This window comes from Olsenella uli, from assembly GCF_901212675.1.
GTDB classification, from domain to species: Bacteria; Actinomycetota; Coriobacteriia; order Coriobacteriales; family Atopobiaceae; genus Parolsenella; species Parolsenella uli_B.
In genome coordinates, this window is record NZ_CAAKOQ010000023.1 from 1 (window position 1) to 19,535 (window position 19,535).

Sequence of the window (19,535 nt, forward strand, 5' to 3'; positions counted from 1 at the left end):
GTGCAAAACGAACACGTCCCCACATGACCCCCCCCACATGACCCATCTGCTCGCTCGCGAAGTCGAGCTCGCGGCAGCAGGGGCAACCCCCGCCGCCGCGAGCGGGCGCTACTCCTACGCCACCACCTGGCCCTCCCCTATCGTCTCCATCTCCTCGAGTTGCCTTGGGTAGGGAAGGCTCTTCCCGGTTGCGGCATCAAACAGGTGGATGTGGTCGAAGTCCAGGCCAAGCGCCACGCGGTCGCCCTCCCTGACCTCGGATGACAGGCACATCGCCACCACCTCGGCATCCCCGACGGACACGTAGATCCCCAGGCGGTTGCCGTAGTCCTCGGTGTAGAGCACCTCGCCGCACAGCGCCGCGGCGCTTGCGGGCGCGCCCGCGTCGGCCACGCTGAGGCGCTCAGGCCTCACCCCGAGCTGGACCCTCGACACGCCGGCCGCGCGCACAACGTCGCGCCACATCTCAGGCAGCGCCACCCGCTGCGTCCCGATGGCGAGGTCGCCGTCGCACACGCTCGCGTCGAGGATGTTCATCGACGGCGAGCCGATGAACTTGGCCACGAACACATTGGCGGGGCGGTTGTACACGCGAAACGGCGTGTCGACCATCTGGAGCTCCCCGCGGTCGAATAGGGCGATGCGATCACCGATGGTCATGGCCTCCACCTGGTCGTGGGTGACGTAGAGCATCGTCTGCCCAAACATCTGGTGAATCTTCACGAGCTCCTTGCGCGCCTGGACGCGCAGCTGGGCGTCGAGGTTGGACAGCGGCTCGTCGAGCAGCAGGTAGGGCGAGCGCTTCACGATGGCGCGCGCCAGGGCCACGCGCTGGCGCTGGCCGCCCGAGAGCTCGCGGGGCTTGCGGTCGCGGTACTCGGAGAGGCCCAGGATGTCGAGGGCGTTGTCGAGGCGCCTGCGCACCTCCTCCTTGTCGACCTTGTGGACGCGCAGTGCGTAGGTGACGTTGTCGGCCACGGTCATGTGCGGGTAGAGGGCGTAGTTCTGGAACACCATGGAGACGCCGCGCTCGCCCGCGGGGATGTCGTTGACGCGCGTCCCGCCCATGAGCAGGTCCCCGCCGGTGATCTCCTCGAGCCCGGCCACCATGCGCAGCGTCGTGGACTTGCCGCACCCAGACGAGCCAAGGATGGCCAGGCGCTCGCCCTCCCTCACGGTGAGGCTGAGGTCACGGATGACCCTCACGTCCCCGTAGCTCTTCTCGACGTGGTCGAATACGATGTCGTGCCTTGCCATGGCAGGTACCTTTCTGTGGTGGGTCGAGGGTGTCTGGCTGTTTGGGCAAGCCGGCCGCCTTGTCGGGTCGGGCGGCGCGCGGTCCTGCGACCGGTCGGGCGGGCGCGCGGGCCTACGGTCGGCCGTTCGGCCGAGCCGGACTAGCCCTTGATGCCCGACGAGGCGAACGTGCTGATGATCTGGCGCTGGAACACGAGGTAGAGCACGACCGGCAAGATCATAGAGATGACCGCCATCGCGAAGATCAGGGGGTACTGCACGCCGCCCTCGGTGTCGGTGAAGACCTGCATGGCCAGCGATAGCGTGAAGTTTTGCTTCGAGCGCAGGATCAGCGTGGGCCACACGTACTCGTTCCAGGCGTTGATGAAGAAGATGATGCCGGTGGCCGTGACCGTGGGGCGGCACACGGGCAGCACCACGTCGCGCATGATGCGGAACTCGCCGATGCCGTCGAGGTGCGAGATCTCGATGAGCGACTTGGGGATCGTGCGCATGGCCTGGCGCACCAGGAAGATGCCCGAAGCGTCGGCAAGCTGCGGCAGGATGACGCCGGCGACGGTGTCGAGCAGCCCCAGCCTAGAGATGGTGAGGTAGTTGGGGATCATCGTGACTGTGAACGGGATGAAGATCGTGCTGATGAGCACGACGTAGAGCACGGTCTTTCCCCTGAAGTCGAGGTACACGAAGGCGTAGGCGGCCAGCACGCTCGTGACCACCTTGAACGCCGTACAGGCGGCGGCTATGAGCAGCGTGTTCAGGGTAATCTGGGCGATCGGCAGCGAGCGCGTGATCGTGGCGAAGTTGTCGAGCGTGAGGGATCCCAGGAAGTCGCCGTTGGTCAGCCCGCCCATGGAGAGGAAGGCGCCCACGGTCGCGAACACGATGGGCCCGATCGAGATGGCCACGAGGACCATCAGCACGACGTGCCAGCCAAACCGCCCCGCGCCGGCGGACGCGGCTGGACACGGGGTGCGACGTGAGTCAGTTCTCATAATAGATGTCCTTCTCGACATACTTGAACTTGAGCAGTAACAGCACCACGAACAGGGCCATCATCACAATCGCGTAGGCGGAGGCGGTGCCCGTGCGGTAGAAGTTGAACGCCTCGTTGTAGACGTTGAAGATCATGTTGGAGCTGCCGTAGTCCGGCCCGCCCTGGGTGATCATGTTGATGGGCGTGAAGATCTGCTGCAGACCGTTGACGATCGACAGGATCAGCACGTAGATGCCCGTCGAGCTGCTCATCGGAACCACCACGTTGAGGAAGATGCGCCACAGGGGAATCCCATCGACGCGCGCCGCCTCGACGACCTCCGTCGACACCCCACCCACGCCGGCGAGCGTGATGATGAAGTTGTAGCCGAACATCTTCCACGAGGTGATGATGCTGATCACCACGATCACGAGCCCCTGCGTGGTGCTCCAGATGGGCGCGTGCATCCCAAACAGCGAGGCGATCTGGGCGGCTGGACCCGAGATGGGGTTCAGCAGCCACACGAACAGCATCGTGCCCACCACGAGCGAGACGATGCTGGGCAGGAACAGGGCGCCGCGATAGAAGCTCTTTCCCCGCCTGATCACGAACGTCAGGACGAACGAGAAGACGTAGGGCGCCACGAAGTTGAACAGGAGGAGCAGGGCTATGTAGAGCAGCGTGTTGCCCAGGATCTTCGTGAAGTAGGGGTCTGTGAACATGGAGACGTAGTTGTCGAGCCCCACGAAGGTGCGGACGGGGCTGATCATGTTCCAGTCGAAGAGGCTGAGGTACACCGTGTTGGCAAGCGGATAGAACATGAACACCGCGAAGACGGCTACAGCGGGGAGCAGCAGGAGGTAGGGCAGGCAGCGGCGCAACTGCGTGTAGGGGTGGTGCGGCGTGGACTTGTCGCGGGCGGGGCCGGCGGCCGCGCCCTGCGCATCCATGGGCTTTGGCATGTGAGTCACTCCCGGAGGCTACTTGATGAGCCCGTTGATCTTGTCGTTGGCGTCGGAAAGCGCGGTCTGCGCGTCCTTGGAGCCCGACAGCACCTGGTCGCGCATGTCGGAGATGGTCTGCTGGGCCTGCTGCGCGGAGTCCCCGGGCCAGGCCGCCCAGGGGATGATGTCGTCAACCTGGGAGGCCGCCGCGGCGCGCAGCGGGTCGTCCTCTAGGAGCTGCTTCATGGCGTCGGACTCCTGCGCGGTCTTGGTGTGGGCCACGTAGCCCGTGCCCTTCACCCAGTCCACGATGTTGTCTGCCTGATAGAGGAACTCAACGAACTCCATGACGGCCTTGCGCTTGGCGTCGTCGGCAGAGGTCACCGCGAGCACGCAGCCGCCGGCCGGGACCCTGCGCTGCTGGCCCTCGAACACCGGCCACTTGCTCGTGGCGACCGTGAACTGGGCAGCCTTCTCGATGCCGGCGAGGTTGGCGCAGGAGGTGGCAATCATGGCGAGGTCGCCGGCGTTGAACGCCTTGAGGGCCTCGTCAGTGGAGATGTGGATGGCAAGCTTGTCCCTCACCATCTCGTAGTAGAACTCCATGGCCGTGACGTTGGCGTCGTCGGAGAGCGTGGCCTGGGCCGTCCGGCCCTCCCACTTCAGCATGTCGCCACCGTTACAGGCCAGGTACGCCTGGAGCGCCCACGTGTCGCTCTCCTGCAGGTGGAAGGGCTGCTTGCCCGTCTTGTCCATGATCACCTGGGCGTCGGCGCGCACCTCCTGCCACGTCTCGGGCGCCTTGTCGATACCCACCTCGGCAAAGATGTCGGCGTTGTAGTAGAAGATCGGGTCGCTCACGGCGTAGGGGAAGCCAACGACCTCGCCCTTGCTGTCGGTGCCGAGCTTGATGATGTTGTCGGGGAACTCCGAGCTGATGAAGTCGCCCTTGCCCGCGAGCTGCGCAACCTGGTCGGCCGGGGTGAAGGCGAAGGTGGAGGGAAAGTACTCGATGTTCGAGTACGAGACCTGCACGAGGTCGGGCATCTTGTTGGCGGCGGCGTCCGCCTGGAGGTTCTTCATCAGGCCGTCATAGCCGTCGTTGTAGCGGGCCACGACCTCGACGTCTGAGCTCTGGGCGTTGAAGGCCTCGATCTGGGCCTCGACAGTGTCGCCGCCGCGGCTCTGCGGGTTCGTGTGCCAGTACTCCACCTGCACCTTGCCGCCGTCGGTCGCGGTGGTGGCGGAGGAGGGGGTGCCGCAGGCGGACAGCGGCATCATGATGCCGAGGCCGGCGACAGAGGCGGCGATCTTGAGGAAGTCACGACGGGTGGTCTGCATGGCTTCGTCCTTTCGGTTTTCGGGTCAGGTGGACACGGCGCTTGGGACGGAGGGCCGGCCGGGGCGCGCGGTGAACGTGGGATGGTGGACAGACTGGGGATGGGCGACGGTCGCGTCGCGGGACGAGGCGGGCGGCGGGGCCGGTGGCCGTGGCCAGGGCGGCCGGTTGCCGCGGGCGCGGCGGCCTACGCCTGGCTGAGCGGGAACGTGGCGATCACCGGGTCGAACGGGAAGAGGAAGTGGGCGTGCGTCGCGATGTCGCGCCCCTCGACCCAACACGTGTTGAATGCGCGCGTCTCGGTCCAGACAACCTCAGTGCGCGAGACGAGGGTCTCGACGCCGTAGTCAAACGACTCGCCCGTGACCTGCATGAACCCGCCCATGCTCCGGGCCTCGAGGTAGTGGGCGTGACCGCAGAGGTAGGCGATGACGTCGGAGCGACGGATCCTGTCGAGGAAGCCCTCGGGGAGGTTGCAGGCAAACCACGCCTGCTCGGAGCGAAACGGGTGGTGGCCCAGTAGGATCGTCCCGTTTTCCGCGGGGGTCTTGAGCTCGTCGAACAGCCACGCCGCTTGGTCCGCGTCGATGGACCCGTCGGCCTCGCCCTCGGTGGACGTGTCGAGGACGACGAATCGGTAGCCGCCGACCTCGGCCACGTCGTTGAAGCGGCCCTCTCGGTCCTCGCCGCGCCAACCCCGGTAGAACTCGGCCTTGTTGTCGTGGTTGCCCAACACGGGAATGACCGGGACACCCGGCATCTCGCGCTCGATGAGCGCGCGGAGGAACTCATAGTCCTCCGACGTGCCCTCATGGATGAGGTCGCCCGTGAGAACGAGCACGTCGGGGCGCTCCCGCACGGCCCGCCGCAGGCCAAGCTCAAGGTAGGCGGTTGGCGAGATCGCCATGTCGTAGGTGGTTTCGAACATCGTCCCGCGGTAGTCGCGGCGCACATGGAGATCGGTCAGGTGTGAGATCTTGAGACTTGACGTACGTACCCCTTCCCCCTGCGCACGCCGCCGAGGCCCGGGCCGGCCCGTCATGGCCCAACCCGCGCCCATGCACGCGGCGTGCTTCCGGAATTGACGCGTCTACACTATGGAAGCCGCTCGTAACACGACCGTCAGATGGGTGTCAGCGATTTGTCACGTCAGACGCACATTGTCAGAAGTTATCTCGGTGGGGAGAAGGTATGTAAGGATTTAATGGGGCGGGAGCGGCGTTGGGCGCGGGGCGAGAGGGATGCGGCGTCACGAGGCGCGGCGCCACCGGGGTCGGCGCGCCGTGGCCAAGCCGCAAGGGTCATGTGGGGACGTGTTCGTTTTGCACCATGGTGCAAAACGAACACGTCCCCACATGCCCACATGACCCTACTCGGGAGCTCGGAGGCTTGCCTGCTCGCTTGCGAAGTCGACCTCGCGGCCGTCGGCGAGGCGCAGCTCGGCGCGGCCCCACACGTCGAGGCCGCAGAAGGTGCCGCGCGCGCAGACGCGGCCGTCGGGCAGCACCGCCTCGGCCTCGTGCCCAAGCAGCGGGATGTGGTCGAAGTACTCGGAGAGGATGGGCGCAAGCGGGCCGGCGGCGCCGCGTCCGCCGCGCACGGCGGCCTCCCAGGCATCGACCCTGGCCACGATATGGTCGCGAAGCGCCCGGGCAAGCTCCTCGAAGCCGGGCGTCTCGAGCGGCTCGCCCGCCTCGCCCTCGCCCATGGCCTCGGCAAGCCCCGCCGCCGAGAGCGGCCGAGCCGAGCCCATCGAGCCCATGTCGATGTGCGGCGCCGCGAGGTTCACGCCGATGCCGCACACGGCAAACACGCCCGCCTCGCCCGTGCCGGCCTCCACGAGGATGCCCGCCAGCTTGCGCACGGCACCGACCACGCCGCCTCGCTCGGGCACGATTACGTCGTTGGGCCACTTGAGCTCGGCCTTTGTGGCTCCCAGCTCGTGCAGGGCGTCAAGCGCGCCCAGGGCGCACACGGCCGAGAGGCCCATGAGGTAGTGCATGGGCACCTGCGGACGCAGAAGGACGCTCAGGTAGAGCCCGCCCTCCGGCGAGCCCCAGATGTGCCCGCGCCGCCCGCGGCCGAGCGTCTGCTCGTGCGCGGCCACGGCCGTGCCCGCCGGCTCGCCGGCACGCCCCAGCTCCATGACGTCGTCGTTGGTGGAGCCGGTCTCGTCCACGACGGAGAGCGCGGGCAGCTCGTCCTTGGCGGCCCCCGGCACGCCCGCGACCTGCTCGGCGCCCAGGTCTCTCTCGTCTACTCCCATGCGATCTCCCCCAAGTCCTCGCGCACGAGCCCCACGCGCTCCTCGCGCGGTAGCACCTTGACGCCCGCGTGGGCGAGGAAGCGCACCGGGTCGTGCATGAGGTCCTCCATCGGAATGAGCACGAAGTCGCGCTCGCCCAGCCCCGCGTGCGGCAGGGTGAGCCGCCTGCCCGCGTGCGTCTCGCCCTCCATCCAGGCCAGGTCGCAGTCGATCGTGCGCGGGCCGTGGCCCTCCTCGCCGGGGATGCGCTCGCGACCCAGCTGGTTCTCCACGTCGAGCAGGGCGTCCATGAGCACGAGCGGTGCCAGCTCGGTGCGGATCTCGGCCACGGCGTTGGCCACGGGCAGCGCAATGCCATAGGCCGGGTCGGTCTCGTAGGCGTGGCTCACCGCCGTGACGCAGGTGAGCGGGATGGCGTTGATGAGCGCCGTGGCACGGGCCAGGTACTCCAGGCGGTCGCCCACGTTGGAGCCCAGCGCCACGAAGGCGCGGCGCGGGTCGGGATGCGCCACCGACCAGTACGAGTCGATGGCCTGGGCCACGCCCGCCACGTCGTGCACGCGCAGGATGCGGGCGCCGTTCTCGATGGCCGCGATGCAGACGCCCGCCGTGGCGGCGTCGCGCCTGGCCACGTCGTGCACGCCGGAGACCGCGCCCACGAAGCGCTTGCGCGACACGGCGCACATGACCGGGTAGCCCAGCGAGGCCATCTTGGCGTTGGCGCGCTGGATGACCACGTCCTCGTCGGCCAGCTTGCCAAAGCCGGGGCCGGGGCCGGGGTCGATGCAGATGCGCTCGCGGGAGACGCCCTCTCGCATGAGGCCGCGCGCCTGGTCGCCGAGAAAGCCCATGACGCGGCGCATGATGGGCGCCTCCTCGGGCAGGGTGAAGCGGCGGTTGCTGCCACCGGTGAGACGCACCGTGGGGCTCGTGGCCGCCCGGGCGCTCCTGCGCATCACCTCGTCGAGGCGCTGCGAGGCAGCGACGTCCTCGAGGGAGGCCGCCGGCACGTCGTCAGGGCCCGAGGTCGCACTGCCGGCGCCCTCGGCCGCCTTGTCCGCGGCCGCCGCGCGCGCCGCCGCCGTGGAGTCGAGCGTCACCGAGCGGCGCTGCACGTGGTCCGAGACCTCGCCCGCATGCATGACCACAAGGCCGCAGTCGCTCTCGACCGCGACCTTGACCATCTCGGGGTTGGTGAAGCCCGTCACGTCGTTCAGGATCGAGGCGCCCAGCTTGGCCGCGATGCGGGCCACCTCGGGGTGGCGGGTGTCGACGGACACGATGGCGCCCGCGGCCGCGAGCTCGCGGATGACCGGCACCACGCGCCGGGCCTCCTCCTCCGGGTCGACCGCCGTGAACCCAGGGCGCGTGGACTCGCCGCCCACGTCGATGATGTCGGCCCCATCGTCGAGCAGCTGCATGCCCCACTCGATGGCCTTGTCGGCGGTGTCGTGGGTGCCGCCGTCGGAGAAGGAGTCGGGCGTCACGTTGAGCACGCCCATGATGCGTGGGCGCGCCAGCGTCAGCTCGTGGACTCCGCAGCGCCACGTCGCGCGGTCCTCTCGCAGCATATGCACCATCCCTTCAGGTAGCGCGCGAACGGGCAGACCCGTGCCGCGCAGGTAAGCGACCGGGTCTGCCCTAGTGGGCGTGCGACCCGTCAAAGATGAGCGACATGGCCTCCGCGCGCGTGGTGGGGCTGCGCTTGAACGCGCCGCGGACGGCCGAGGTGGTCGTCTTGCTGCCGGGCTTGCGCACGCCGCGCATCGTCATGCAGAGGTGCTCGGCCTCCATCACCACGAGCACGCCGAGGGGGTGGAGGTTGCGCTCCACGGCATCGGCCACCTGCGCGCAGAGGCGCTCCTGCAGCTGCGGGCGCTTGGCGTAGACGTCGACCACGCGCGCCAGCTTGGAGATGCCGCAGACGCGGCCGGAGTCTCCGGGGATATAGGCCACGTGGGCCGTGCCGAAGAAGGGCAGGAGGTGGTGCTCGCACATGGAGTAGAACGGGATATCGCGCACGATGACGATCTCGTGGCACTCGGCGTCGAAGGTCACGCGGAAGAGCTCGTCGGCGTCCTGGTAGAGGCCGCCGCACATCTCCTCGTAGGCGCGCGCGACGCGGGCGGGGGTGTCGAGCAGGCCCTCGCGGTTGGGGTCCTCGCCCATGCCTTCGAGGATGAGGCGCACGCCTTGTTCGATCTTCTCATGATCCATGTGATGCGTGGATTCCGTCATGCGGGCCTTCCCGTTGCCGTTGCAGTGCATTCGATTGTAGCGAGTGGTGGGGCGGGGTGCTGGGATGTGGGCTCCGGACTCAGACAGTCCTCAGCGCACAGAGCGCGCCTGCGGAACTCGTCCGGACCCCACATCCCGGCACCCAGCGGACGACACGGGTGATCGGATGCGCGGGGCGGCACCAGAAAGGCGCGCCCGAGGACTCGGCCCGCCAGCTTCTGTGGGAGCTTGGGGCCTGTATCTATTAAATAGAAAGCCCCGGGGTAAGGGGCCACCAATGTACTCGTCCCTCACGCCAGCCATAAGGTGCAGGGACGGATATTATTATTTACTAAATTATATTAATTATTTAATTAACTGATTTTATAAAGAAGGTCAACAGACGAAGGTCCCGCCAGCGCCTTGCGCTGAGGCGTCAGCGCCCGCGGGGCCTCCTTCGCTGGCCACGAGTTCCGCAGGCGCGCTCTTTGCGCCGAGGACCGTCCGAGTGGCACGCGAAGGAGGCACCGCGGGCGTCCGCAGCGTCCCTAGAAGTCAAACGCCTTCGCGATGTCGCACTGGCACACGAGGCTCGCGCCCGAGTCGGCCGGCGTGGCGTCGCGGTTCACCACCACGAGGTCGTCGCCGCGGAAGTACTCCACGAGGCCCGCCGCCGGGTACACCACGAGGCTCGTGCCGCCGATGATGAGCATGTCCGCCCGCGCGATCTGGCGGATGCTCTCGCTCACAACGCGGTCGTCGAGCGCCTCGCCGTAGAGCACCACGTCGGGCTTGATGCGGCCGCCGCACGCCGGGCACCTGGGCACGCCGGTGGTGTCCATGATCCACTCGGCCGAGTACACCTTGCCGCACTCCTGACAGATGTTGCGGTGCACCGATCCGTGCAGCTCAAGCACGTTCTTGGAGCCCGCCAACTGGTGCAGCCCGTCGATGTTCTGCGTCACCACAGCCGTAAGCTTGCCCTCGCGTTCGAGCTCGGCGAGCTTCCTGTGCGCCTGGTTGGGCTTGGCGCCCAGGGCGATCATCTTGGTGCGGTAGAAGTCGAAGAACTCCTCCGGGTGGGTGAGGTAGAAGTCGTGGCCGAGCATCGTCTCGGGCGGATAGGCGAACTTTTGATGGTAGAGGCCGTCGACGCTGCGGAAGTCCGGAATGCCGCTCGCCGTGGAGACGCCGGCACCGCCAAAGAACACGACGCGCTTCGCCCTGCTCACGCGGGCCGAGAGCTCGGCCGCTGCCTCCGCAGGGTCCGTGATGGTCTGAGACATGGAATCACCTCGCGTGCTGGGTATGATGACGAGCATTGGGCGCGGGCGGCCGTTGCGCGGCCGCGCGCCTTGCCGCTGGCGACTTGGATGCTAGCACCCGCATGCGGAGGAGACCATGGAAGACCTGTCATGCAACGTCGCCGACGTGGCCCTCGTACTTGAGGGAGGCGGCATGCGCGCGGCCCACACGGCCGGCATCGTGGCCGCGCTCATCGAGCACGAGGTGTGGTTTCCCTACGCGTGCGGCGTATCGGCCGGCTCCTCCAACGCCGTGAACTACCTCTCGCGCGACCCGCTGCGCACGCGCCGGTCGTTCGTTGAGATCGCGGGCGACCAGCGCTTTGGCGGCATTGGGTCGCTGGCCAGGCACAACGGCTTCTTCAACGCCGACTTCCTCTACGAGCGCGCCATCCAGGACGGCACGCTGCCGTTTGACTGGGAGACGTTTTGCGCCGACCCGGCGGGCCTGCGCATCCAGGCGTTCGAGCGCGACACGGGACGCACCGTGATCTGGACCAAGACCGACATGACCACGCCGCTCGAGATGGTGAGCCACGTGCGAGCGGGCTCGACCATGCCGTTCATCATGAAGCCCATCGAAATCGGCGGACAGGTCATGCTCGACGGCGGGTTGGGCGAGGGCGCCGGCATTCCCCTGCACCTGGCGGAGCACGATGGCTACCAGCGGTTCTTCTGTATTGCCACGCGACCGGCGGGATATCGAAAGAAGCCCATGGGTCGCGGGCAGCGGGGCCTCATGCAACGGGTCTGCGCGGGGCAGCCCAAGGTCTTCGAGGCGCTGGCCACGCGCGCCGAGCGCTACAACGCCGCGCTCGACCACCTCGACGAGCTGGAGCGGGCTGGAAGGGCGCTGGTAGTGAGGCCTGAGCAGATGCCCATCCACAACACGGAGACCAACGTGGCGCGCCTGGCACAGGTCTTCGAGATGGGCCACGCCCTCGCCGAGCGCGAGATGGACCGCTGGCTCGACTGGCTACGCGGCTAACGCCGCAGCTTGCGGGTAACAGCCACCATGTCCGGCGGTCTGCTTGTTTCGTGGTTACGAGCCCGCGTTTTGTCTCATAACGGCCTCTTATGAGGCCTAAATGCAAACCTATTTGCCCGGGCGGTACAATCTCCCCGCCAACGAATCGCCCTCATTGGCATGGTTGGCCCGACAAAGCCGGGCCAACCATGCCAATCCACCCAACCTCAAGAGACCTGGAGACACCGTGAGCGACAACCGCGAGCTTCGCCTCGTTTCCTGGAACGTCAACGGCCTGCGCGCCGTCATGAAGAAGGACCCAAGCTTCCTCGAGATCGCCGAGGGCCTGAACGCCGACGTCCTGGCCCTGCAGGAGACCAAGCTGCAGGAGGGGCAGCTCGACGTCGAGCTGCCCGGCTACCACCAGACCTGGAGCTACGCCGAGCGCAAGGGCTACTCGGGCACGGCTGTCTTCAGCCGCGAGGAGCCACTGCGCGTCCTGCACGCAGACGCCATCATGCCGGTCGCGCACGAGGTGCTCTCCGCAGAGGACGAGACCCTCGTGGCCGTGGCCGTGGCCGAAGGCCGCATCTGCGCGCTCGAGTTCCCCGGGTACTGGTTCGTCGACGTCTACACGCCCAACGCCCAGGGCGAGCTCGCGCGCCTCGACACGCGCATCGCCTGGGACACGGCCTACCGCGAGTGGCTGCGCCGCCTCTCTGCCGAAAAGCCGGTCGTAACCTGCGGCGACTTCAACGTGGCCCACGAGGAGATCGACCTCAAGAACCCCAAGAGCAACCGCGGCAACGCCGGCTTCTCCGACGAGGAGCGCGAGAGCTTCACGCGCCTGCTCGACGCCGGCTTCACTGACACCTTCCGCGCGCGTTTCCCCGAGCTCACGGGCGCCTACAGCTGGTGGAGCTACCGCTTCAACGCCCGCAAGAACAACGCGGGCTGGCGCATCGACTACTTCCTGGTCTCCAACGACATCGCCGACAAGGTGACCGGCGCAAGCATCCTGAGCGAGGTCTACGGCTCCGACCACTGCCCCGTGGAGCTGAGCATCGAGCTGTAGCGTCGGGGCTCAACCACCCGCCTAACAATCTATCTTGAATCTGCACTATTCTGCGTATATAGTATTCTGCAGAATAGTGCGTTTTTTTATACGTGCAGTATTTTGCAGATTGGGCTGTTATGCGGGAGATCTTCATTGCACGGCAAGTTGGGCAGGAGGTAAGGGATGCCCGCAAAAAATCGGGGCTTACCCAGGCCGAGCTTGCCGAGCGCGCACACGTCTCCGCACGCCTCGTTTCCGGGCTTGAGCTGGGGGACAACACGGGTGTCGGCCTCGATAAACTGCTCTCTGTCTTTCACGCTTTAGGGCTCGTCATGGCCGTCTTCGACAGCTCGGCCACGGGCAAGACCGCCAAGCCCGAGCCATCGAACGAGAGCGATGGCGTGCCCCGCCCGCAAGAGAAGACTCAAGAGGAGAGCCGCGATGCGGACCCCATAGCCCGCATGCACGGTCGGTATCAAGCCGCCCTTGCTCTGATGAGGGCGGAGGCCACAAATGATGGTGGAGGCGGATATGGCAACAAGAAACCGTGAGCTCATGTGTCTCATTGGCGATGAGGTGGCAGGCCGGCTTTGGCAAGACGAGGCCGGACTCGCACACTTCGCATACGAGGAGTCCTACGATGGCATCCCGCTGTCGCTCTCGCTGCCAGTGTCGAATAGGACATACAGGCAAACCGAAGTGGTTCCCTACCTCATGGGGCTTCTTCCGGACAGCGCGGAGGTCCGCAGGGACGCGGCACGCGAGTTTGGCGTGAGCCCCAACAACCCGGTGGCCATGCTTGCGCACATGGGGCTCGACTGTCCGGGCGGCGTGCAGTTCTGCTGGCCCGACCACAAGGCGGAGGTCCTCGACCGCCAGGGCTCCTACGCGCCACTTTCCGACGCGGACATCGCCGACCGCCTCCGCATGCTCCGCGTCGACTCCTCGGCCTCGTGGGTTGCCGAGGACGAGCACTGGTCGCTCGGCGGGAACCAGGGCAAGTTCGCCCTTGCGTGGCACAAGGGCGCGTGGTGCTCCTGCGAGGGCGCAGCGGCCACCACGCACATCTTCAAGAACGGCGTCATAGGCTTTGCGCTCCAGGCGCTCAACGAGTTCGTGTGCATGCGTCTCGCCGATGCCTGCGGGCTTCCCACCGCAGACGTTGCCTATCGGGCATTCGAGGACGAGCCCGCGCTCATCGTGAGCCGCTACGACCGCACGGCATCCCCCGACGGAACCATACGCCGTCTGCATCAGGAGGACTTCTGCCAGGCGCTTGGGGTTCCGCCGTCGCAGAAGTACACCGCCGACGGAGGCCCCACGGTCGCAGACTGCATCAAGCTCCTGGCCTCGACCAAAGAGGCCGAGATCAACATCCTGGCCTTCACCCAGATGCTCTTCTTCAACTGCCTCATCGGGGCGCCGGACGCCCACGCAAAGAACTACTCGCTTCTCCTGGGGCGCGGGCGCAACGCGCTCGTCGCCCCCATGTACGACGTGGCCAGCGGCCTTGCCTACGAGGGCATGCGCAGGAAGGGCAGGCTTGCCATGGCGATTGGCGGCGAGAACCGCTTTGCCCGCGTGGGCCGTGGGGCCGTCAAGACGTACGCCGCCGTGGCGCATGAGGCATGCGAGGGCGTCACGGAGGAGACCTGCCTCGCCATCATGAGCCAGCTTGCCAAGGAGATTCCCGGCCGCCTGGCGTCGGTGTTTGACGAGTATGCCAGCGTCCCGGGCATGGACGAGCTGCGCAGCCACCTCGAGCAGCCCGTGGTCGAGAACTGCGAGGCGACGCTGCGCCTGCTGTAGGCGCAGCGTCGCCTGCCGGGCCACGCGACCCTCGGGCGCGCCGCCCGGCAACGTCCCTCGGGCCCGACGCCCAGCCACGACCGCGTACCAGCGCGCCTACTCCCCCAGGGCAGCAGACTTGGCGGCCAGGAAGGCCTCGGCACTGCGGGTGGCGATGAGCTCCTGCGGGAAGTGGATCTCCTCGAGCATCGCCAGCGCCACGGGGAACTGCCCCACCTGCGTGCAGATGTGCGCGTCGGTGTTGACGGCGATCTGGCAGCCAAGCTCGGCGCACGTCTCGGCGATGTCACGGCAGACGCCCGCGCAGTCGCCAAAGCCCGCCTCAAGGCTGTGCTCGTTGATCTCGATGAGCTTGTGGAGCCGCGCCGCCTCGCCGACGACCTCGCGCAGGTCGTAGCGCACGCCCGAGCGCCCGGTGTGCCCCAGCGTCAGCACGTGGTCGCGGTGCAGCACGGAGAGGTACATCTCCGTGCCCTGCGCCACCGTGGCCCCCTGCACGAAGTCGTCGAGGTGCACGCTCGCCACCACGTAATCGCAGCGCGAGAACACGCGCTCGCAGAGCGTCTGTGGCTCGTCGAGCGGACGGTCCACGATGTCGGCCGTCACCACGATGTGGTCGCCATAGAGCGAGCCGTCGAGCCCGCGGATGTCCACCTCGCAGCCGCGCAGCACACGCACGCCCTCCCACTCGCGCGGCCAGATGCCAAGGTTGTCGAAGAATTGATAGTCGCGCACGTTGGCGTGGGTGAGCGACGACTCCGGGAACAGCATGTCGCTGAAGTGTTCGGTCGACCCGAGCAGCTCAAGCCCGGCGTCGCGGGCCGCCAGCACGTTCTCGCGGATCGTCGAGTAGGCGTGGCGCGAGTAGAGCGTGTGCGTGTGCGTGTCACAGAGGTTCTGCAGCATGGGCCCTCCTAGTCTCCCAAGGAAAACGCCCGACCAGATGGCCGGGCGTCACTTAGCTATCCGCTACCTGCGGTACTCGTCCGCCAGCGCCTGCCACGCCGGCATCGAGCCCGTGATGGTCTCGTACGAGACACAGTACCCCACGCGCACCCAGCCGGTGCAGCCAAACGAGTCGCTGGGCACGGGCAGCAGCTCGTGGGCCTTGGCGCGCTCGAAGAACGCGTTGGCATCCGGGTCGGGCGAGCGAACCCACAGGTAGAAGGCGCCGGCAGGCTCGATGTACTCGTAGCCGGCAGCCGCCAGGCCACGCGTGAGCGCCTCGCGGTTGCGCGCGTAGGCGGCAACGTCGCTGGGCTCGTCCGCGCAGTCGATGACCACGCGCTGGAAGAGCGCCGGCGCACACACGAAGCCCAGGGCGCGCCCGGCACCCGCCACCGCCGGCACGAGGCAGTCGTGCTCGGGGTTGGTGGGCGGCACGAGCACCCAGCCGATACGCTCGCCCGGAAGCGACAGGCTCTTGGAGTAGCTGTAGCACACGATGGTGCGCTCGTAGACGCTCGGCACCCACGGCACCTCCGCGCCGTAGGCGATCTCGCGGTACGGCTCGTCGGCGACAAGGTAGATGGGGTGCCCCACCTCCTGGCCACGCGCGTCCAGCGCGGCGGCCAGCGCCGTGAGGTTCTCGCGCGTGTAGACCGTGCCCACGGGGTTGTTGGGCGAGTCGATGATCACGGCGGCGGTACGCTCGGTCACCGCGGCGGCCACGGCATCGACGTCGATCTGGAAGGTCTTCGTGTCGGCCGTGACCTCCACGCAGGTGGCACCGCAGGTCTCGATCCACACGCGGTACTCCGGGAAGTACGGGGCGATCACGATCACCTCGTCACCGGGGTTGGTCACGGCGTGCAGGGTGATGGAGAGCGACGCCGCCGCGCCGCAGGTCACGTAGAGGTCGTCCGCTCCGGCAACCTCGCGCCCGGCCACCTCGGCCGAGAAGCGCCGGGTGAGCGACGCTGCGATGGCCTCGCGGCAGGCGGGCAGGCCATTGGCCGGCGTGTAGCTGTGCACCTGCTGGGGCGGAAGCTCCAGGCTGCGGCGAATCGAGTCGGCCACGGCGGCGGGCGCGGGCACGTTGGGGTTACCCAGGCTGAAATCGAACACGTTCTCGGCGCCGATCTGGCCCTTGCGGGCGTTACCGTAGGCCGCGATCTCGCGAATCGAGCTCTTGGACGCCCCATAGGCGTACATGGTCTCGTTAATCAATCGAGTCTCCCCCATGCTCCTGGCTTTCGGTGTCGGCGGCCGCGGTCTCGTCAAGCGTGTCCGCGCCGGCAGACGGCTCCACGGAGCCCTCCTCGGCGGTCTGCTCTTCCTCGGCCTCCTCCGGATGCTCCTTCAGGTACTCGTCCCACGTGCCGTCGAGCAGCGCGTTCACCGCGGCGCCCTCCACGGTCTCGCGGGCAAGCAGCACCGTGGCCATCGTGACCATGCGGTCGCGGTACTCCTCCAGCACGCGGCGGGCGCGCACGTGGGCCTCGCGCATGATGCGCTCCACCTCGTCGTCGATGCGCTTGGCCGTCTCGGCTGAGTAGTCCTGGTGGTCGGCGTAGTCGCGGCCCAGGAACACCTGGTGCTGCGCCTCGCCAAAGACCTGCGTACCCAAAGCGTCGCTCATGCCCAGGCGCGTCACCATCTGGCGCGCCATCTTGGTAGCACGCTCCAGGTCGTTGCTGGCACCAGTGGTGATGTCGTCGCAGAACAGCTCCTCGGCGGTGCGGCCGGCCAGCAGCACGGCAATCTGGTCCAGCATGCCGTTGCGCGTGTTGAGGAAGTGGTCCTCCTCCGGCAGCTGCAGCGTGTAGCCCAGCGCCTGGCCGCGGCTGATGATGCTGATCTTGTGCACCGGGTCGGAGTTCTCGAGGACGTGCCCCACAAGGGCATGGCCGCTCTCGTGGTAGGCGATGGTCTTGCGCTCCTTCTCGGTCATGACGCGGCTCTTGCGCTCGGGGCCGGCGATGACGCGCTCCATGGCCTCCTCGATCTCGTTCATCGAGATGTTGGGGCGATGGCGCCGCGCGGCCAGAAGCGCGGCCTCGTTCATGAGGTTCATGAGGTCGGCGCCCGTGAAGCCCGGCGTGAGCTTGGCCAGCGTGCCAAAGTCGATGTCGCCGGCAAGGGGCTTGCCCTCGGCGTGCACGCGGATTATCTGCTCGCGGCCCTTGACGTCAGGGCGGTCCACCGTGACCTGCCGGTCGAAGCGGCCGGGACGCAGAAGCGCCGGGTCCAGGATGTCGGGGCGGTTGGTGGCGGCGATGAGGATCACGGCCTCGTTCTGCTCGAAGCCGTCCATCTCCACCAGCAGCTGGTTGAGCGTCTGCTCGCGCTCGTCGTGCCCGCCGCCCAGGCCCGCGCCGCGCTGGCGGCCCACCGCGTCGATCTCGTCGATGAAGATGATGGCGGGAGCGGCGGCCTTGGCCTGCTTGAAGAGGTCGCGCACGCGGCTTGCGCCCACGCCCACGAACATCTCCACGAAGTCAGAGCCCGAGATGGAGAAGAACGGCACGCCGGCCTCGCCCGCCACGGCCTTGGCCAGAAGCGTCTTGCCCGTTCCCGGAGGGCCCACGAGCAGCACGCCTCGCGGGATGCGCGCACCCAGCTTGTGGAAGCGCTCGGGCTCGGCCAAGAAGTCACGGATCTCCTTGAGCTCCTCGACGGCCTCGTCCACGCCGGCCACGTCCTTGAACTTCACCTTGGGACGGGTCTCCTCGGTGGTCTTGGCCTTGGTCTTGCCGAAGTTCATGGCCTGGCCGTTCTGACCCTGCATCTGGCGCATGAAGTAGACAAGCACGCAGACGAGGATCACCGTGGGCAGCACGCCAAACAGGATGGTGTCGACCATGTCGTCCGAGCTCGTGTCGACCGTGTAGGTGACCTTGGGGTGCTCGGCCATGAGGTCGGCCAGGTTGTCGGTGCCGGCGTAGGAACTCTTGAAGCTCACGAGCGCGTCGGTGTTGCCCTTGTCGGCGTCGCTCTTCCAGTAGGTGCCCTTGACCTCGCCGGTCGAGAGCTTGTAGGTGAGCGTGGCCACGCGGTCGTCGTTGACGGCGGCCACCATGTCGCTCGTGGCGATGGCGTCGGACCGGCCGCCGCCCAGAAGCGACGGGCCCATGGTGAACACGAGGTAGACGATGCACGCCGCGGCTATGACGAGGTAGATAACGTTCACGCGGGGGCTGCCCGGCTGGCCAGCCCCCTTGGGGAGGTTGTTTTTGCTGCTCATAGAACGCTTCCCGTAGACGTCGGGCGCGTGGGGCGGGCCCGGTCACGGCCGGGGGCGCCCAGCGTCCGCGCTACTTTCCGTAGATCTCGGGCTTGAGGATGCCAATGTAGGGCAGGTTGCGGTAGCGCTCGGCAAAGTCGAGGCCATAGCCCACGATGAACTCGTCGGGCACGTGCGCGCCCACGTAGCGGGGCTTGACGGCGGGGTTCTGGCCCGCGACGTCCTTCACGAGGAAGGCCGCGACCTCGAGCGACTTGGGGTTGCGCGAGGAGAGGTTCTTCATGAGGTAGCTGAGCGTGAGGCCCGAGTCCAGGATGTCCTCGACGATGAGGACGTCGCGACCCTCGATCTTGGTGTCGAGGTCCTTGACGATGCGCACCACGCCCGAGCTCTTGGCGCCGTCGCCATAGCTGGAGACGGCCATGAAGTCGATGCCCAGCTGGCAGTCGATGTGGCGCATGAGGTCGCCCATGAAGACCACTGCACCGCGCAGCACGGCGATGAGCAGCGGGTTCTTGCCCTCGTAGTCACGCGTCACCTCGGCGCCCATACGCGTGACGATGCCCTCGATGTCTGCCTCGCTGAGTACGATGCTCTTGACGTCCGGGTGGATGTCCTGACGGTTCTGCTCCACGGAGCGCTCCTCTCCTGGGCCCGGTTCCCCGGGTTGCCTACCCCTGGAGCCCAGGAGCCGTGCGAGTTGCCGCGGCACCTTGGCCCCGCCCTTTGGCGCGGGGTTCCAAGTCCCTGTCCCTCACCGCCGTGACTGTAGTTCGTTGGTGAGGAAATGCAATTCTAGCAGCACCCTCGATGCCCCGGTGACGCGGGCCCGCTCGTCCGGGCGAATTGGTGCAACCCACACGATGGGGCCGGTGGGAGAGGTGCGCACCACCGGCACGCGGCGACGCTCTGCCTGGGGCACCTTCTCGTCGACGAGCAGGTCGGAGAGCTTCTTGGACTGGCCGTGCATGCCAAGCGGGCACAGCACGTCGCCGGTCTGCGGGGCGTCAACCCAGAGCCTGCCGCCCAGGGCGGAGATGCCGCAGGCCTCCGCGTCGAGCAGGACCGACGCGCTCTCCCACTCGCGGGCGTGGGCGCGGGCAAGCGCCACCGGGTCGGAGCCGGCCGAGACCTCGCGCAGGCGCGCCGTGATCGTTGCCGCGGCGTGCGCACCCTGCGCCGGGTCGCCCCCGGCCAGCGCGCCCGCACCCGCCGC

The 19,535-nt window shown here is 67.4% G+C and carries 18 protein-coding genes; 4 read left to right on the forward strand and 14 right to left on the reverse strand.

Features of this window, described 5'->3' with window-relative positions:
* Nucleotides 1–114: 114 nt before the first annotated feature.
* From EFAMC1_RS02645 to EFAMC1_RS02685, 9 genes are all read right to left on the reverse strand, one after another.
* On the reverse strand, nucleotides 115–1,257 hold the full coding sequence (locus tag EFAMC1_RS02645; RefSeq protein WP_154052791.1) for an ABC transporter ATP-binding protein: 1,143 nt from the start codon (nucleotides 1,255–1,257) through the stop codon (nucleotides 115–117).
* A gap of 140 nt (nucleotides 1,258–1,397) precedes the next feature.
* Nucleotides 1,398–2,249 (reverse strand): carbohydrate ABC transporter permease, encoded by an 852-nt coding sequence (locus tag EFAMC1_RS02650; protein ID WP_154052792.1) that lies wholly within the window; start codon nucleotides 2,247–2,249, stop codon nucleotides 1,398–1,400.
* Nucleotides 2,239–3,192 (reverse strand): carbohydrate ABC transporter permease, encoded by a 954-nt coding sequence (locus EFAMC1_RS02655; RefSeq protein WP_222838615.1) that lies wholly within the window; start codon nucleotides 3,190–3,192, stop codon nucleotides 2,239–2,241. The genes EFAMC1_RS02650 and EFAMC1_RS02655 overlap by 11 nt, the downstream gene beginning before the upstream one ends.
* A gap of 18 nt (nucleotides 3,193–3,210) precedes the next feature.
* Nucleotides 3,211–4,515, reverse strand: a complete 1,305-nt coding sequence (locus EFAMC1_RS02660; RefSeq protein WP_154052793.1) for an ABC transporter substrate-binding protein — start codon at nucleotides 4,513–4,515, stop codon at nucleotides 3,211–3,213.
* A gap of 185 nt (nucleotides 4,516–4,700) precedes the next feature.
* The gene (locus tag EFAMC1_RS02665; RefSeq protein ID WP_154052794.1) at nucleotides 4,701–5,573 is read right to left on the reverse strand and encodes a metallophosphoesterase family protein; all 873 of its coding nucleotides are present in this window, start codon (nucleotides 5,571–5,573) and stop codon (nucleotides 4,701–4,703) included.
* A 309-nt stretch (nucleotides 5,574–5,882) separates the two neighbouring features.
* Nucleotides 5,883–6,779, reverse strand: a complete 897-nt coding sequence (locus EFAMC1_RS02670; protein WP_154052795.1) for a biotin--[acetyl-CoA-carboxylase] ligase — start codon at nucleotides 6,777–6,779, stop codon at nucleotides 5,883–5,885.
* On the reverse strand, nucleotides 6,770–8,350 hold the full coding sequence (gene folP, locus EFAMC1_RS02675) for a dihydropteroate synthase (RefSeq protein ID WP_154052796.1): 1,581 nt from the start codon (nucleotides 8,348–8,350) through the stop codon (nucleotides 6,770–6,772). The genes EFAMC1_RS02670 and folP overlap by 10 nt, the downstream gene beginning before the upstream one ends.
* A gap of 70 nt (nucleotides 8,351–8,420) precedes the next feature.
* Entirely contained in the window at nucleotides 8,421–8,996 is a 576-nt protein-coding gene (folE, locus tag EFAMC1_RS02680) for a GTP cyclohydrolase I FolE (protein WP_261981730.1), read from the reverse strand.
* Nucleotides 8,997–9,544: 548 nt separating this feature from the next.
* Nucleotides 9,545–10,282, reverse strand: coding sequence for an NAD-dependent protein deacylase (locus tag EFAMC1_RS02685; RefSeq protein WP_154052798.1), 738 nt, complete (start codon nucleotides 10,280–10,282; stop codon nucleotides 9,545–9,547).
* Nucleotides 10,283–10,397: 115 nt separating this feature from the next.
* Between EFAMC1_RS02685 and EFAMC1_RS02690 the strand changes: the two genes are divergently transcribed.
* The 4 genes from EFAMC1_RS02690 (at nucleotide 10,398) to EFAMC1_RS02705 (ending at nucleotide 14,133) form a co-directional block, all read left to right on the forward strand.
* Entirely contained in the window at nucleotides 10,398–11,288 is an 891-nt protein-coding gene (locus tag EFAMC1_RS02690) for a patatin family protein (protein ID WP_154052799.1), read from the forward strand.
* A gap of 286 nt (nucleotides 11,289–11,574) precedes the next feature.
* Nucleotides 11,575–12,342 carry an exodeoxyribonuclease III gene (locus EFAMC1_RS02695; protein WP_410054781.1) on the forward strand — a complete coding sequence of 256 codons (768 nt, stop codon included), beginning with the start codon at nucleotides 11,575–11,577 and terminating at the stop codon, nucleotides 12,340–12,342.
* 119 nt (nucleotides 12,343–12,461) lie between these two features.
* Nucleotides 12,462–12,875 carry a helix-turn-helix domain-containing protein gene (locus EFAMC1_RS02700; RefSeq protein ID WP_154052801.1) on the forward strand — a complete coding sequence of 138 codons (414 nt, stop codon included), beginning with the start codon at nucleotides 12,462–12,464 and terminating at the stop codon, nucleotides 12,873–12,875.
* Nucleotides 12,856–14,133, forward strand: a complete 1,278-nt coding sequence (locus EFAMC1_RS02705; RefSeq protein WP_154052802.1) for a type II toxin-antitoxin system HipA family toxin — start codon at nucleotides 12,856–12,858, stop codon at nucleotides 14,131–14,133. Before EFAMC1_RS02700 ends, EFAMC1_RS02705 begins: the two co-directional genes overlap by 20 nt.
* A 96-nt stretch (nucleotides 14,134–14,229) precedes the next feature.
* On the opposite strand, the gene EFAMC1_RS02710 is transcribed toward EFAMC1_RS02705, so the two are convergent.
* The 5 genes from EFAMC1_RS02710 to tilS all read right to left on the reverse strand — a co-directional run.
* Entirely contained in the window at nucleotides 14,230–15,039 is an 810-nt protein-coding gene (locus tag EFAMC1_RS02710) for a phosphatase (RefSeq protein ID WP_222838616.1), read from the reverse strand.
* Nucleotides 15,040–15,102: 63 nt separating this feature from the next.
* Nucleotides 15,103–16,302 (reverse strand): pyridoxal phosphate-dependent aminotransferase, encoded by a 1,200-nt coding sequence (locus EFAMC1_RS02715; protein ID WP_154052803.1) that lies wholly within the window; start codon nucleotides 16,300–16,302, stop codon nucleotides 15,103–15,105.
* Nucleotides 16,295–18,319: an ATP-dependent zinc metalloprotease FtsH gene (gene ftsH / locus EFAMC1_RS02720; RefSeq protein ID WP_187324518.1), complete on the reverse strand. Its 2,025-nt coding sequence runs from the start codon at nucleotides 18,317–18,319 to the stop codon at nucleotides 16,295–16,297. Before ftsH ends, EFAMC1_RS02715 begins: the two co-directional genes overlap by 8 nt.
* Before the next feature lie 70 nt (nucleotides 18,320–18,389).
* Nucleotides 18,390–18,953: a hypoxanthine phosphoribosyltransferase gene (hpt, locus tag EFAMC1_RS02725; RefSeq protein WP_261981732.1), complete on the reverse strand. Its 564-nt coding sequence runs from the start codon at nucleotides 18,951–18,953 to the stop codon at nucleotides 18,390–18,392.
* 120 nt (nucleotides 18,954–19,073) lie between these two features.
* Nucleotides 19,074–19,535: tRNA lysidine(34) synthetase TilS (gene tilS / locus EFAMC1_RS02730; RefSeq protein WP_154052804.1), on the reverse strand; the 462-nt coding region annotated here is incomplete at its 5' end.

Bases quoted from the DNA above. Each gene is read 5' to 3' on its own strand.
- EFAMC1_RS02705 (WP_154052802.1), top strand. From the start codon at position 12,856: ATGGCAACAAGAAACCGTGAGCTCATGTGTCTCATTGGCGATGAGGTG.
- EFAMC1_RS02665 (WP_154052794.1), bottom strand. From the start codon at position 5,573: ATGGGCGCGGGTTGGGCCATGACGGGCCGGCCCGGGCCTCGGCGGCGT.
- EFAMC1_RS02685 (WP_154052798.1), bottom strand. From the start codon at position 10,282: ATGTCTCAGACCATCACGGACCCTGCGGAGGCAGCGGCCGAGCTCTCG.
- EFAMC1_RS02670 (WP_154052795.1), bottom strand. From the start codon at position 6,779: ATGGGAGTAGACGAGAGAGACCTGGGCGCCGAGCAGGTCGCGGGCGTG.
- ftsH (WP_187324518.1), bottom strand. From the start codon at position 18,319: ATGAGCAGCAAAAACAACCTCCCCAAGGGGGCTGGCCAGCCGGGCAGC.
- EFAMC1_RS02655 (WP_222838615.1), bottom strand. From the start codon at position 3,192: ATGCCAAAGCCCATGGATGCGCAGGGCGCGGCCGCCGGCCCCGCCCGC.
- folE (WP_261981730.1), bottom strand. From the start codon at position 8,996: ATGGATCATGAGAAGATCGAACAAGGCGTGCGCCTCATCCTCGAAGGC.
- EFAMC1_RS02645 (WP_154052791.1), bottom strand. From the start codon at position 1,257: ATGGCAAGGCACGACATCGTATTCGACCACGTCGAGAAGAGCTACGGG.
- EFAMC1_RS02710 (WP_222838616.1), bottom strand. From the start codon at position 15,039: ATGCTGCAGAACCTCTGTGACACGCACACGCACACGCTCTACTCGCGC.
- EFAMC1_RS02650 (WP_154052792.1), bottom strand. From the start codon at position 2,249: ATGAGAACTGACTCACGTCGCACCCCGTGTCCAGCCGCGTCCGCCGGC.
- EFAMC1_RS02660 (WP_154052793.1), bottom strand. From the start codon at position 4,515: ATGCAGACCACCCGTCGTGACTTCCTCAAGATCGCCGCCTCTGTCGCC.
- folP (WP_154052796.1), bottom strand. From the start codon at position 8,350: ATGCTGCGAGAGGACCGCGCGACGTGGCGCTGCGGAGTCCACGAGCTG.
- EFAMC1_RS02695 (WP_410054781.1), top strand. From the start codon at position 11,575: ATGAAGAAGGACCCAAGCTTCCTCGAGATCGCCGAGGGCCTGAACGCC.
- EFAMC1_RS02700 (WP_154052801.1), top strand. From the start codon at position 12,462: ATGCGGGAGATCTTCATTGCACGGCAAGTTGGGCAGGAGGTAAGGGAT.
- EFAMC1_RS02690 (WP_154052799.1), top strand. From the start codon at position 10,398: ATGGAAGACCTGTCATGCAACGTCGCCGACGTGGCCCTCGTACTTGAG.